Here is a 14,662-nt window from a genome sequence, read left to right as displayed (position 1 = left end):
GTTTGTGCCAAGCACCTGCTGCCTTTTTTTCTTTTTTTAGTCCAAAGTCCAGTTGATAGGCTAAAGACATATTTTCTGGCACGCGATCTATGCACCTATCCATCAGGGCAGTGTTACTCACCCTATTTCTCACCGTTAGTTGCCAATCTAATCTGGCTAAAAGTGAGGCACGCCAACATCGCCCAAACTGGAATGCTGAAATCAGACATGATTGCGCACCTTGGGATGGATCTGCATTCAGAATTACGCTTACAGATAGTAACGACCAAAAATCTTCAACTACCACAATTGATGTCGCGATTTGGCAAGCACCTGCTTTTAACGAGCCCGTTAGTTTTACGTTAACGGAGTCGTCACGCATAGGTAGGGTGAGATTTGTGACACAGTTTGGCACTCCTTCGGTATTAACAGGTCAGATCGGATTTAAGCGGGTTAAAGAATCTGAACCGGTCGAAGGCAACTTTGACTTTGTTACAAAGCAAGGCGATCGCAAACAAGGAACCTTCAGAGCAATTTGGAAACCCAATAGCGCCCTATGCGGTTAGTAGTCACAGAGTTTTTGGGAGCTAACGAGATGAATTCTTTTGACTGCGAAGTTGTCCGCAGGCAGCATCAGCTTCTAAACCCCGCGTGCGACGAACGCTCACGGTGATATTCAAATCCATCAAGGTTTGGGCGAATAATTTGACGGCGCGATCGCTGGGACGCTTGTAGTCAGCATCCGCGATCGGATTGTAGGGAATCAAGTTAACGTGGCTCTGGAAGCCGCGAATCAGTTGCGCTAGTTTGGTAGCCTGCTGTGGTGAATCATTCAAACCTGACAATAACGTATATTCAAAACTCACCCGTCGTCCTGTCATTTCCACATACTGCCGACAGTCATTCAAAATACTCTCAATCGGATATTTTTCTGCCGAAGGAATAATCTGCTCGCGCAGTGCTTGATCGGCAGCGTGAAGGCTCACTGCCAAGGTAACCTGCAAGTTGCTTTTGGCGAAACGTACGATCTGATTGGGAATGCCGACAGTGGAAACGGTGATATTACGCTGACCAATCCCCACATCTTGATTGAGCACTTGAATCGCAGCAACGAGATTTTCGACATTGAGCAAGGGTTCGCCCATGCCCATAAACACCAAATGACTCACCCTCTGTCCCATGTCACCTTGCACAGTCAGCACTTGGTCGATAATTTCATGTCTGCCCAAGTTGCGCTCAAAACCACCTTTACCTGTAGCGCAAAAGTCGCAAGCCATGGGGCAACCCACCTGACTAGAGACGCAGACAGTTAGTCGCTTACTGGTGGGAATACCCACCGTTTCAACGATCGCCCCATCCTCTAGTTTCAGCAGATACTTGACCGTGCCGTCAGGGGTCGGCTTGCGCAGATGAATTTGCGATCGCCCCACGAAGGTTTTCGCTACTTGCTGCCGCCAAGCCTTAGGAAATGCTGAGATTTCCTCAAGACTACGCACGCCTTTGTGATAAAGCCAGTCGTGGAGTTGGCTGCCCCGATAGCGAGGTTGTCCGCGTTCTTCGACCCAATCACTCAGCTCTGCTTTAGATAAGCCCAAAAGCGGTGTGTTTTTTGCAGCGACAGAAGTAGTCATCCGACTTCCTAAAAATAAAATAATCCACCCACTATTGTAGTCTGGGGATCGAAAACTGGAGTTTATTTAATCTCTTACGACCACAGGTGTACCTACTGTTGCCCAATTAAACAGCCATGCTGCATGATCGGGGGCAACATTGATACAACCATGACTGACGGGAATGCCAAAACTGTTATGCCAATAAGCACCATGAATTGCATAGTTACCGGAGTAGTACATGGCATGGGGCACATCAGGCACGTTATAGTCCTCTCCTTGCATTCTGGCGACGCGATGTTTCGATTGAACGCTGAAGGAACCTGTGGGCGTGGGAGTTCCAGCTTTACCTGTGGAAATAATTACAGCCATAATGCGCCGATCGCCCTCCCAAGCAAATAGGCGTTGACTGCGTAACCTAATTTCAATCCAACGTCTTTCGGAACGCTTGAGACTGGCAACCGTAGCGTTGGGGTTGCTAGCCGCAGATTCTGGGGGTGTTAAAAAAGTATTTGTCCCCACTGCGATCGCGGCAACGATCAAAGCCGTGCTAGCAAGTCGCGACCATGGAACTTGCCAAGATTTTGGCGAAGGTTTGCGTTTTGAGGAATTGAACGAGTTTTGCATAGGGGTGCGTCTCCCAAACTAGATTCTAGCTATCATTATCTCAAAAATTAGGATTGACGCTTCAACCCTGTGCCCAGAAGCGTTTCTACTTCCGTTGCTTCTAGGGGTTTAAAAAAGAAATAGCCTTGCACTTGTCCGCTTTCATGCAGCATCACGCGCAGACTTTCTAGTTGGGGAAGGGTTTCCACACCCTCTGCCACAATACTCAGCTTGAGTTGGTTCGCAAGCGTAATAATCGTTTGCACGATTCCCGATTTGAGGCAATCATCATCCTGCACAAAGGAGCGATCGATCTTCAACCCATCTACGGGAAAGCGATGTAAATAGCCGAGCGAGGAATAACCCGTACCAAAATCGTCAATATATACCTGAATGCCCAACTTCCTGAGATTGGCAAGGATGTCTGCGCCGAGCGTAGCATTTTTAAAAATCGTGGTTTCCGTAATTTCCAAGTGCAAGCAGGCTACAGAAAACTGTGTTTCCTGAATGGCTTTGACAATTTGTTCGACCAGATCGGCTTGCAAAAATTGCCTTGGCGAAAGATTGACGCTGAGGGTGAGATTGCGATCGCTAGGAAAGCGTTCGTGCCAAGCATGAACCTGAGCACAAGCCTGACGCAGCACCCAATAGCCAATGGGAACAATCAGCCCCATCTCCTCGGCAAGGGGAATGAAGTCAGCGGGTGAGATCGGGCCTAGTTCGGGATGTTGCCAGCGAATCAATGCCTCAAACCCAGAGACCTTTGAGGTTTCGAGCGAAATAATTGGCTGATAGACCACACGCAGTTCTGGAACCGCTTGGGGATCTTCTAAAGAGAAAGTCTGGGCGATCGCGCGGCGCAGATCGTTCTCCATCCGCAGCCGATCTAAAATCCGATCGTGCATGGAGACATCAAAAATTTGATAGCAAGACTTACCCAAGGATTTGGCGCGATACATGGCAATATCGGCATCGCGTAGCATTTCCTCAGAGCGAAGATAGCGTTCCGAACTAATGGCAATACCGACACTGGCGGTAACGATCATTTCCCGTTCGTTCACCAAGAGGGGTTTGGTAAGTGCTTCTTGAATGCGCTCGGCAATTACAACCACATCTCTTAAATCGGTGAGCCCTTCTACGAGAATGGCAAATTCATCGCCACCAAACCTTGCCAAGGTATCTTCTGGACGCATTGCGGTATTTAGCCGATAGGCAACGGCTGCCAGTAAACGATCGCCGCTTAAATGACCGAAACTATCATTCACCGTTTTGAACCGATCTAGGTCGAGAAACATAACGGCAAATAGGTAGGGATGCCGCAGGTTGAGATCGAGGGCATGTTGGAGGCGATCGACAAAAAGGGCGCGGTTGGGCAGGTTAGTGAGGCGATCGTAAAAGGCATCCCTAGTCAGATGGGCATTTGCCTCTCGCAGAAGGCGATTGCTCCGCAGTTGCTCTTGCAATGCGATCGCGCTGGCAGTAAGGACAAATAGGGAGATCGGCATCGCCGTTGGGATCCAGTAGCCATTCGCAAACAAGATAAAGCTAAGAATTGCCCAGCCCAAGATCGCTGCGATGCTAACTATGAGGCGTTGGATTGGGTTGCGACGGGGCAAGCACAGCGAAAACAGTCCCCCACCCAAAAGCAAGATCGCCCAAGACCAGATGGGATCGACCACTTGCAGGGCATTGCCTTGCAGCAGGTTTTGTAAAATGGCGGCATGGAGATGAACCCCATGGGCTGGGGGATTGCGATCGAAGGGTGTGGGCAGGGGATCGAGCCCCGTGGCAGCAACACCCACGATCGCGATCCTGTCTTGAAATGTACTGATGGGAACCCTGCCTTCCAGTACATCCACAAAGGAATATTGCTGCATCTGCTGCGATCTCTGTATCCAATTGAGCCACAGGGGACGATTTAAGTCTGGTAGGGATTTTGGCGATGCGCGCACCAACGTATAAGCTTGAAGCGCTGATAGGGCTAGAGAGGGCTCGCCCTGTTCTTGCAGGCTGATTTTTCGGGTCACTCCGTCAATATCTTCATGTTTGCGAATATGCCCTGTGGCGATCGCGGCGTTGGCTAGAACCTCGGTTGGCGGCAAGAACTGCCCTTCCTGCGTCCCTGCATTAGCAAGCACCACCCTGCCATGTCCTGCCATGGCATCGGCAAGTTTTTTGTCTAGTGGGCTTGTCTCTGAGAACAGCAAATCGATTGCCACGACGCTACCCTTAGCGGGTGTCAGTTTTTGTAAAAGCTGGGCATAGCGATCGCGCGACCAAGGAAACCGCCCCAATCGCTCAATACTCCAATCATCAATGGCAATAATCGCGATGCGGTTGTCCCAAGGCTTTTCGCCCCGCCAATTGGTAAAGCTGTTATAGGCGAGGTATTCCAAAGGCTGAAAGACAGACAGTTGCAGCAGAATGGCAACGATCGCGATCGCCACACCGCCTGGCAACAAGCGTAGAGCTAGATTATAGAAGCGTAATTTCATAAACTCGCCGATTTCCCAAAGCAGTGGTTACGATGACTTCAGCGCGAATATGCGAAGTAGCAGGAAATGGAACTGAAAAGCGACCCAAGCGATCGGTACTTTGAGGAATGCCATTGACTGTAACCATATGGGTCGGATCGATTTTCCCAGATAGCCACACTTGGCGATTGGAACCTTTAACATTCCTAATCACTTCATAGTACAACTGTGGATTGTTATTTAGGACAGTCGCTGGACTGGGCGGCTCCCCCGGTATTGTGAAATTTTGCTGTCTTGCTCCGACCAAAACACCTTGACGCTGCGCCTCTGTCATGACACGCCCCTCTAAAGTTGCCACGGTCGTTTTGCCCCTTGGATCTACCCCTACTGCAAATTGCGTACCTCTGACACCACTAACTCCTGTCGGCGTAAATATTTCAAGGCGGGAGCCAAAATTGGTAAACTTTCTGACTTGCAACCGCGCTCTACCCCGCAAGATTTGCAACTGTGTAATCCGTCCGTTGTCTGAAGCCATTTGCAAGGAGTAAATGCGAAGGGTCGTATTCTCAGCGACTTGAACGAAGCCGATCGCTGTATCGACCCTCAATACCACACTGGAATTATTGCCTGTCGAGATTTCATCGCCCACATCTTGCAAGCGATCGCCAAATTGCGCCTGATGAATGCCATCGCGGTTCCTGACTACAGCAGCGCCACGTACCTGCTCGACCTGTAGCCATTGATCGGTACGCACCTGTAAAGACTGTTGCGCTAAAGCCTCACTGCCCCAAAAGCAGCAAAGAATGCTGGCAATGCCGTATCCCCAAAGGCTTGAGCCCAGCTTACCGTTCAAATTTACACCTCAATTCAGAATCCGCTAGCCTCATAATAACTATTATTTTTTCTCGTAAAAATTATTATTCTTGGGGTTTTGGGAGAAAGCTACCAGCAACCTCTATATTTGCAAACGCTGGATGGACAAGATATTTCAATAGACTTCATTTTAAGGAGCTATCCACAATCCTCAATCTCTAAATCCCTAATTCTGGCGAACTTTAAGAAATTTTGCTTTCCCAGTCCCTAATTCTGCGAACTTAACTGAACCCTATGGCAAGATAACCAAAACGCTTAAACTTAAGGACAAGATACCCACAAGCGATCGCTCGACACTCAACTCAGCGGAAGAATTAACCAAGTTGTTTTATGCCCAAGATACAGGGGTGGGGCACACCCAAACTCAATGCACTTGGGGAGAATTCGCTTGCTGCCAGCGATCTAGGATCCTAAATGATGCCTGAGAGATTCTTTCTGCTGCATAGAATCGTATGTCTAGAATCGTAGATGCAATTCATGAATTGCCCCTTCGAGAAGCCTTTGGATCGGAGACGATCGCCTGCTTCCAAATGTAAAGTTTTTCGCTAGAATTGTTAACATTAGTTTAAGTTAACTCCAGCCTAACGCTAGGTGTCGTCCTAGACCAACTCAAACAATGCAAATGCAATTCCCTGCGCTTTCTCGTCAGTCTGCCTTCGTAATTTTACCCTTCTTTTTGTGGGGAACGGCAATGGTGGTGATGAAGGCAGTGCTGCCGCAAACCAGTCCTCTGTTTTTAGCAGCAGTGAGGTTAATTCCCGCAGGAATGTTGCTTGTGGGTCTAGCAACTTGGTTAGGCAGACCGCAACCTAAAAGTTGGCAAGCTTGGCTGTGGATCTTGGCATTTGCTCTGGTGGATGGCACCATGTTTCAGGGATTTCTGGCATTGGGACTCGTCCGCACAGGTGCGGGTTTAGGATCGCTCTTGATTGATTCGCAACCTCTGGCAGTGGCAGTGATGGCAGCGGTGCTTTACAAGGAGAGAATTGGGGTTGGGGCAACCTTCGGTCTACTGTTGGGGGTGTTTGGAATTGGTTTAATCGGGCTCCCCACGGAAATGCTAAATGCGATCGCTGTAGGAAACTGGGCAACTGTCTGGGAAGCAGGCATTTTTACCCTTGGGGAATGGCTGATGCTAGGGGCTTCGCTATCGATGGCGATCGGCACAATTTTGATTCGCCCTGTGGTGCGTTATGCCGATCCTGTGGCAGCGACTGGATGGCACATGGTTTTGGGTGGCATTCCTCTGTTGATTTTGTCTGGGCAAATTGAGGTAAATCGATGGCAGCAGGTGAGTGCATGGGGCTGGGTGGGTATGGCTTACATGACCCTAATGGGCAGTGCGATCGCCTATGGTCTATTTTTCTATTTCGCCTCATCGGGCAGTCTCACCACACTCAGCGCTTTAACCTTCTCAACGCCAGTATTTGCCCTGCTATTTGGACGCATATTTTTAGGTGAAATGCTCACCCAAATCCAGTGGTTAGGTGTGTTTTTAACCTTAGCTAGTATCTATCTAGTCAGTATGCGCGAATCGCCACCCACTGAGACTGATCTCAAATCTGACACCAATCCGAATTCCGAAGTTTTACCTGAGCTTGCAGGTTCGCTACAACCCGCTTTAAGCCCTACTTTAAACGAAGTCAATCAGCGACAAATCGAAACAGTCCCCCTTCAAGAATAAACTTGCAGAATTAAAGTCGAGACGAAACCCAAGCATTACGTTAAAGATTTGATAATCTAATTTCGAACCTGTGGCGTATTTAATATAGCTAAGCTATTAAATTGAGGTAACCCCGTTATGAATCTGGACTTAACTGATCTGCTTCGGTTGATTCACCCCATTATTGCCGTTGCGATCGTATTTCCTCTCATTGGTATTGTGGTTAATATGGCATGGCAAACCCGCCAACGCCGTCTTGAGACCACAGGGGGAGGTAAAAGTAAAATTCCACCTTTAGTGGGTCCAGAACATCTTAAGTATGGGCGATGGTTGGCAGGAGGCGTAGTAGGGCTATGTCTACTGGGTATGCTTCATCCTTCGGTGAAATATATTCTCAAAAACAATCTGCTCGATAAAGAACCGTCACAGGTAGCGATCTTGGCGTTGTTGTTCGTCGCAACCATTGGCTCTTTGGTTTGTCTGTTTCGGGCTCGACAACGGCTCTGGATCGTTATTTTTACAGTGTTGGCAAGTTTGGGCGTACTGCTATTAGGGTTTCAGGATACGGTATTTGCTCGAAAAGGCTTTGGGGCAATTTTTCGGCTTGATAACGAATGGTTTTGGTCGCATTTCTACTTTGGTATGGCTGCCACTTTACTCATGATCTTCTCTTTGGCGATTATTCAAGATATTTATCGCGATCGCAGCAATCGTTGGCGTACGGTTCACGTAATTTTAAATTGCTTTGCCCTGTTGCTCTTTTTGGCTCAAGCCTTCACGGGTACTAGAGATCTTTTGTCAATTCCGTTCAGTTGGCAAGAACCATATATTTACTCTTGCAATTTTGAGTTTAAAACTTGTCCTACTCCCAACAAGTAGAAGCGATCGCTATGCTTCAAGAGAGTTGGGTTGAGTCTTCTGAGTTGTCAGGCAGGTTTACTTTAAGCGATCGCTTATTATGTAGAAGTCCTAAATTAGTGGTAAAAAATTCATAAGATATCTGGATTTTCCTAGTGGAGAATATGCCTGATTCTTGAAATTTTCATAATATACAAATTCTGATTTTGAAATAAAGCTTTCATCTTCAGTAATTCGCTAGCAAAACTCCAATCTCAGTTTGTTGCAAATTCCAATGAAATTGCGATAACTTACGTCGCTCAAGATTTTAGAAAATTACCAGCGATCGCTTTCCCTGATACGTCGGAATCAATTTATTGCTCGTATTATTTTTACCCAGAAAGGATTCTACGATCCGTCACTCTAGAAACCTAATAAAGACTTTCTGATGTTGTCTTGATGCTGTAACCCCGAACTCATGAAAGAAATTACTGCTTCTAAACCCCACGCCAGTAAGTTTGACGCCCCAGATATCCGAAGTGTTTTTCGTCCCCAAACGGCCACCTTGGTCATGCTTGGCATCATTCTTTTCTGTGGCTTGATTGCTGCAGCTTGGTTTACTAAAGAAGGTGTCGTTAGCAAAATTTTCTGGCAGATCCAATGGTTGCAGAGAAATCCCCCCATGTGGCTCAAAGTACCCATGGTGACGGGGGAATTTTTGATTGCACCGACGATCGCACTGGGACTGCTGGCATTTATCATTACCCAAGTCTCGCCCAAACCTAAAGTCTGGTCGCGGTTTGCCGTGGTGGCAATTTTGCTGATCTTGACGATTCGCTATGTGATTTGGCGATCGCTCTCGACCCTGAATGTGGGCAATGCTTTGGACGGTGTGTTTAGCATGGGGCTATTCATTCTAGAAATGCTCACCATTTTTAATGGGGTCTTGCAGTTGTTTCTCTTGGTACAAACCCGCGATCGTCGCTCTGAGGCGGATGAGGTGACGAAAGCCGTTCTGGATGGTACTTTTGTCCCCCATGTCGATGTGTTTGTGCCCACCTATAACGAACCTGAATTTATTCTGCGGCGCACGATAGTGGGCTGTCAGGCAATGGAGTACCCCCATAAAACCATCTATCTGCTCGATGATACGCGCCGACCTGAGATCAAGGCATTGGCAGAAGAACTGGGCTGTGAATATATGAGCCGTCCCGACAATCTCCATGCCAAGGCGGGCAATTTAAACCACACGATCGCGCGTACCCACGGCGATTTGATCGTTTGCTTTGATGCTGATTTTGTCCCCACGCGAAATTTTCTCAATCGCACCGTTGGCTTCTTTCAAGACGAAAAGGTGGCACTGGTACAAACTCCCCAGAGCTATTACAGCGCCGATCCGATCGCGCGCAACCTCGGCTTAGAGAATATTCTAGTGCCAGAGCAAGAGGTGTTTTATCGACAAATTCAACCCGTTCGAGATGGCACAAATAGCGTTGTCTGTGCGGGGACTTCCTTTGTCATGCGTCGTGCAGCGCTTCAGAGCACGGGTGGAGAGTTCGTCACCAGTTCCCTCAGCGAAGATTACTTCACATCCGTGAGACTATCTGGTAAGGGTTATCGTCTGGTTTATTTAGATGAAAAGCTCAGCGCTGGCGCTGCCCCCGATGATATGGGCGCGCAAGCTACGCAGCGATTGCGGTGGGCGCAAGGAACGCTACAGGCATTCTTTATCGAAGAGAATCCCCTCACAATTCCGGGACTCAGCCCCATGCAACGGATCGCCCACCTCACAGGGATCATGCATTGGTTTACCAGTCTCTCAAGGGTAGGTTTTCTTTTAATCCCGCTTGCCTATTCCTTTTTGAATGTGATTCCAGTCAGAGCCACACCTGAGGAAGTGGTGTTTTATTTCTTGCCGCAATATGTCGTGCATTTGATCGTGTTTTCATGGCTCAGCGATCGCAGCCGCTCGGCTTTCCTATCGGATATCTATGATGTGGTGCTGTGCTTCCCCCTTGCCGCCACTGTGATTCAAACCATGCTCAATCCATTTTCTAAGGGGTTTAAAGTTACGCCTAAGGGAACCCAAAGCGATCGCGTGCGGTTTAATTGGAATCTAGCCTTGCCACTAGCGATTTTATTCGTTGCCACAGCAATTAGCCTATGGCTCAACCTTGGCAAATGTATGATGCATATGTCCAACTATACAACTTCCCTCGCAGAAGTTAAGGGGCTAGATCTCGGTTGGTTTTGGAGCACCTACAACCTGATTTTGTTAGGCGTAGCCTTACTGGTAATGCTCGATTTGCCCAAGCCCGATGCTTACGAATGGTTCAATCTCCGCCGTACAGTCAAAATCGAAGTAAAAGATGATACAGATAGAAATCATACCTCGATCCCCATCCGAACCCAGTTTTGGGGTGTAACCTCAGCGCTTTCGGAGGTCGGTGCTACGGTTCTACTGACGCAATCGGGGCTACCTGCCATTCCCAAAGGCGAAACCTTGCCGATCGTAATGGAAATTATGGAGGAAGGGCTAAAGTTGCAAGGACAGATGACGGGAACTGGGTTTAGTGAAGGATTCCCAATGGCGAGAATCTCTTTTGAGCAGGTGAGTTTAGCTCAACACCGCTGCCTAGTGGAATTGCTCTTTTGCCGTCCCGGTCAGTGGAAACGTCAATATGCCCCTGGGGAACTGACTTCGCTATGGTTGCTATTTAAAAACCTGATCAAGCCCAAAGCGCTATTTGGTAGTCGCACCGAACGCAATGCGATCGCGGTTTCTCAAGGGTAAGTCTTCCATGAGAGCGTGTATAGCAGTATTTCGGGTTAAGGATTTCGGAACAAAGCAAGCCAACTTGCTGGAACCGAGGGGTTCGATCCCTCTGCCCTATCGGGCATCCCTTGAAAAAGGAAAGTGGGTTCTCCCCCCTTTTTTTTCAAGGGGGGCTGGGGGGGATCCTTGGGATGTAAAGCGTTTCAAGTTTTCTTATCCCGAACTGACGTTATCGGTAAAAGCCGCAAGGGTTTTGCATCCGTAATTTGAGATTATGGATTCTGTTTATGGGAATGATTTGCATACCAACGAATCACGAGTTTTTCCATTTCTACCCATACTAAGATTAAGAGACTAAAGCCAAAGCAAACAGCTAGCTCCACCAAAGAGAGTGGCTCCGTACCAAAAAATCGCTGAAGCATCGGCACGTAGAGTAGTGCTAATTGCAACACTGTCGTAAATACAACCGAAGTCAGTAGATAGGGATTAGAGAAAGGATTTAGCTCGATCAAAAGTTTAGAATTGGAGCGACAAGCTAGCGCATGTCCCATTTGGGCAATGCAGAGTGTCGTGAAAACAATACTTTTCCAATGCTGATGCCATGAGGGATCGGTGGAATTGTAGGCAGTTTCCATTAGTAAAATCGTCAGCAAGCCAAACACAATGCCAATCCGAATAATGTACCAACCCAGACCTCTAGCAAAAATACTTTCTTTAGGGTTAAAGGGAGGGCGTTGCATGATGTCAGGTTCAGCAGGTTCGACTGCCAAAGCCAAAGCGGGTAAACCATCGGTGACCAGATTCATCCATAAAATCTGGAGGGGAGTGAGGGGAACATCGGGCAGTCCTAAAAACGGAGACGCACTTATCGTTAGAACCTCACCAATATTGCTACCCAAGATGTACTTGATAAATCGGCGAATATTGGTGTAAACCGTGCGACCCTCTTCGGCAGCAGCAACAATCGTGGCAAAATTATCATCGAGCAAGATCATGTCACTCGCCTCCTTAGACACATCTGTGCCTGTGATGCCCATGGCAATGCCGATGTTTGCTTGCTTGAGTGCAGGGGCATCATTGACCCCATCCCCCGTCATTGCCACAACTTCGCCCAGTCTTTGCAACGATCGCACGATTCTAAGCTTATGTTCGGGAGAAACTCTGGCATAGACACTAGTTTGCAGCGCGATCGCATCAAGGGCAGGATCGGTCATACTTTCGAGTTCTTGTCCAGTCACGGTTTGGGCGCGATCTTTCTCGCTCTCTGTAATTCCAAGATCGGCAGCGATCGCTAGGGCTGTGAGTTGGTGATCGCCCGTAATCATCACAGGTCGAATCCCAGCTTGTTGACAGATCGCCACGGCTTCAGCGACTTCAGAACGAGGGGCATCCCGCATCCCCACCAAGCCCAACCAGATTAAGTTCTGTTCGAGGTGAGATTCGTTGGCGGCAATCTCTTCTATGGGCGGTAATGATTCGATAGACTTACAGGCAAATCCCAATACCCGAATTCCCTTTGCCGCAAGGAAATTGTTTTGATCTAATATTTTGCGGCGATCGCCTAGGTCGATGGGGAGTACCTGGTTGTCAATCGCAATGCGATCGCAACTTGCCAAAATCAATTCTGGCGATCCTTTCGTAAATATGAGGTACTGATTAGAATCGTGCGCAGGCTGTCCTTCGCGCTCCGTTGCATTTTGCTGTGATTCTTGCAAGCCGATCGCAGCCAACTGTTCGCTATATCTTCCTTTTCGATCGCCGATCGGCAAAAATTGACAGACCACACTCTTACACTTGCGTTCTGATGAGAAAGGAATCTCTGCTAGTCTCGGTAAGATTACATTTAGCTCGGTCGCTTCAATTCCCGCTCTGCCTGCCAAAGATAAAAGCGCCCCTTCCGTAGGATCGCCGATCGCCGACCACTCACCATCTTCGTTTTGTTGGAGATAGGCATCATTGCAGACCACACAGGCGGTGAGGATATTTGTCAGCTCTGGACATTCCGACACGCTTAAATCGGATTGGATGCGATCGCCCGTATTACGGCTAATCGCAAACTGCCCCACAGGCTCGTATCCCTTGCCCTGCACCTGCACGAGATATTGAGGCGTGAAGATCGTTTCAGCCACCATCTTGTTTTGCGTGAGCGTACCTGTTTTGTCAGAACAAATGGTGGTGACCGATCCTAGGGTTTCCACAGCAGAGAGTTTACGAATTAGGGCATTCCGTTTTACCATGCGTTGCGTTCCCAAAGCCAAGGTAACGGTGATAACGGCAGGCAATCCCTCTGGGACAACGGCAACAGCCATACTGAGAGAGGTATTGAGTAACTTAATCAAGTTTCCTCCATGCCACAGCCCCACGCCCACCACGATCGCAACCAAGAGCAATGAACCAAAAACCAAGATATTGGCAAGCTGTCCCATGCGGTTTTGCAGGGGCGTAGGCTCATTCTCAACCTTTTTTAGCATCAATGCTACGCGCCCCAATTCTGTCTGCATGCCAGTAGATGTCACCAGTACCCTGCCGCGTCCCTGAAGTACTTCGGTTCCCTGAAACACCATATTGCAGCGATCGCCCAGCCCTTCTTGGAGATCGAAAACTTTGGTTGCCGTTTTGTTGACGGCTTTGGCTTCTCCCGTTAAAGCCGATTCTCTAACCTTGAGATTGACAGCCTCTAAGAGCCGTCCATCAGCCGCTACCTGCACCCCTGCTTCGATCAGCATGATGTCTCCTGGAACCAAATCCACCGAGCGAATTTCTTTCAATTCGCCGCGTAAAACCAATACGGTGGGTGAGGAGAGTTTTTTGAGCGCTGCGAGGGTGGCTTCGGCGCGGCTTTCTTGCACATAGCCTAAAATGCCATTGAGAATTACAATCGCGGCAATGGCGATCGCATCTCTAGGAAACTGTTTGGCGCTAATATCCAGCCAAGCGGAAATAATTGCCACGCCGATCAGCATCAATAACATGATGTTGGTGAACTGATCGACCAAAATACTAAATTTGCTGCGAACTTCAGAAGCTTCGAGTTGGTTGCGCCCAAAATCAACTTGGCGATGGGCAATCTGCTCGACGGTTAATCCCCTATCCCGATCTGTTCCCAGAGACGCGATCGCTTCCTCTGAGGATAATGTGTGCCAATCTCGATCTAAACGTAGGTTCGACATCCCTAATTTCTGCGCTGCCCTGTATCTAAGCCTATCAAGTCTAGAACGAGTTAATGTTTCTAAACTCTATAGATTCGTTAAGCAGTCAGCAGAGAGAGCCTGAGCCGAAATATCATAAGATTTAAGCAAATTTACCTACACAAATGCTCTATCTTGGCAGTTTTAGAGATTTCTTCACAGATACGCTCAATTAATATCCTGATTTCTCTTTGCGAATAAAGTTAACGATACTGCCTGACGAAAGCAGAAAGATCGTGCGAGTTTTATCCATTACCGAGATTTGCGTCACTCGATCGGCAATCCCCAGGGTATCGTGGTTGCGATAGTCGTCAGGGATCGGATGAATCGTAGAAATAGGAACTTCCAGCATCTCGGGTAAAGAAATCACAGGAATCCCATATAGAGCCTGCAACTCTGACTGAATTACAATTAGATAGCGGCTGGCGATCGCATTGGAAGCATTCAAAATTCTCTGGTGCAGATCGACCACAATGATTTCTTGGTCTTCAAAGTTGGTTATGCCCAAGAGTTTATTGCCACTTTTGGCGATCGCTGGCACCGGAATCACCTTTTTGACGCCCTCAAGTTTAACCGCTAGAAACAGATTACCAAGGGGGAATGTCAGAATTTTAAGCGTTGCTTCTTTGACTTTGGTTTTTAGCATAGGGATTTTG

General features: G+C 48.1%; 10 protein-coding genes. 4 read left to right on the top strand and 6 right to left on the bottom strand.

The annotated features are described in order from the left end of the window. Positions 1 to 89: 89 nt before the first annotated feature. The gene (locus V2H45_RS05060) at positions 90 to 545 is read left to right on the top strand and encodes a hypothetical protein (RefSeq protein ID WP_330482535.1); all 456 of its coding nucleotides are present in this window, start codon (positions 90 to 92) and stop codon (positions 543 to 545) included. A gap of 21 nt (positions 546 to 566) precedes the next feature. On the opposite strand, the gene rlmN is transcribed toward V2H45_RS05060, so the two are convergent. The 4 genes from rlmN to V2H45_RS05040 all read right to left on the bottom strand — a co-directional run bounded on the left by rlmN (position 567) and on the right by V2H45_RS05040 (position 5,522). Next, positions 567 to 1,610 (bottom strand): 23S rRNA (adenine(2503)-C(2))-methyltransferase RlmN, encoded by a 1,044-nt coding sequence (rlmN, locus tag V2H45_RS05055; RefSeq protein ID WP_330482534.1) that lies wholly within the window; start codon positions 1,608 to 1,610, stop codon positions 567 to 569. 66 nt (positions 1,611 to 1,676) lie between these two features. After that, positions 1,677 to 2,216: a L,D-transpeptidase gene (locus V2H45_RS05050; RefSeq protein ID WP_330482533.1), complete on the bottom strand. Its 540-nt coding sequence runs from the start codon at positions 2,214 to 2,216 to the stop codon at positions 1,677 to 1,679. A 47-nt stretch (positions 2,217 to 2,263) separates the two neighbouring features. Further along, positions 2,264 to 4,690 carry an EAL domain-containing protein gene (locus V2H45_RS05045; protein WP_330482532.1) on the bottom strand — a complete coding sequence of 809 codons (2,427 nt, stop codon included), beginning with the start codon at positions 4,688 to 4,690 and terminating at the stop codon, positions 2,264 to 2,266. Next, on the bottom strand, positions 4,671 to 5,522 hold the full coding sequence (locus V2H45_RS05040; RefSeq protein WP_330482531.1) for a FecR family protein: 852 nt from the start codon (positions 5,520 to 5,522) through the stop codon (positions 4,671 to 4,673). The genes V2H45_RS05045 and V2H45_RS05040 overlap by 20 nt, the downstream gene beginning before the upstream one ends. A gap of 636 nt (positions 5,523 to 6,158) precedes the next feature. On the opposite strand from V2H45_RS05040, the gene V2H45_RS05035 reads away from it, so the two are divergent. From V2H45_RS05035 to V2H45_RS05025, 3 genes are all read left to right on the top strand, one after another. Then, complete coding sequence (locus tag V2H45_RS05035) at positions 6,159 to 7,226, top strand: DMT family transporter (protein ID WP_330482530.1); 1,068 nt, start codon at positions 6,159 to 6,161, stop codon at positions 7,224 to 7,226. Between the two features lie 123 nt (positions 7,227 to 7,349). After that, a complete protein-coding gene (locus V2H45_RS05030) occupies positions 7,350 to 8,084 on the top strand; it encodes a DUF4079 domain-containing protein (RefSeq protein WP_408648731.1) in 735 nt (244 codons plus the stop codon). Between the two features lie 436 nt (positions 8,085 to 8,520). Further along, a complete protein-coding gene (locus tag V2H45_RS05025) occupies positions 8,521 to 10,836 on the top strand; it encodes a glycosyltransferase family 2 protein (protein ID WP_330482528.1) in 2,316 nt (771 codons plus the stop codon). A 254-nt stretch (positions 10,837 to 11,090) separates the two neighbouring features. On the opposite strand, the gene V2H45_RS05020 is transcribed toward V2H45_RS05025, so the two are convergent. Further along, positions 11,091 to 13,988, bottom strand: a complete 2,898-nt coding sequence (locus tag V2H45_RS05020; protein WP_330482527.1) for a cation-translocating P-type ATPase — start codon at positions 13,986 to 13,988, stop codon at positions 11,091 to 11,093. Between the two features lie 190 nt (positions 13,989 to 14,178). Beyond that, positions 14,179 to 14,652: a chemotaxis protein CheW gene (locus V2H45_RS05015; protein WP_330482526.1), complete on the bottom strand. Its 474-nt coding sequence runs from the start codon at positions 14,650 to 14,652 to the stop codon at positions 14,179 to 14,181. Positions 14,653 to 14,662 lie beyond the last annotated feature (10 nt).

Source organism: Tumidithrix elongata BACA0141 (genome assembly GCF_036349135.1).
Classification (GTDB): Bacteria; Cyanobacteriota; Cyanobacteriia; order Pseudanabaenales; family Pseudanabaenaceae; genus Tumidithrix; species Tumidithrix elongata.
This window is presented reverse-complemented; position numbering and strand designations above follow the sequence as displayed.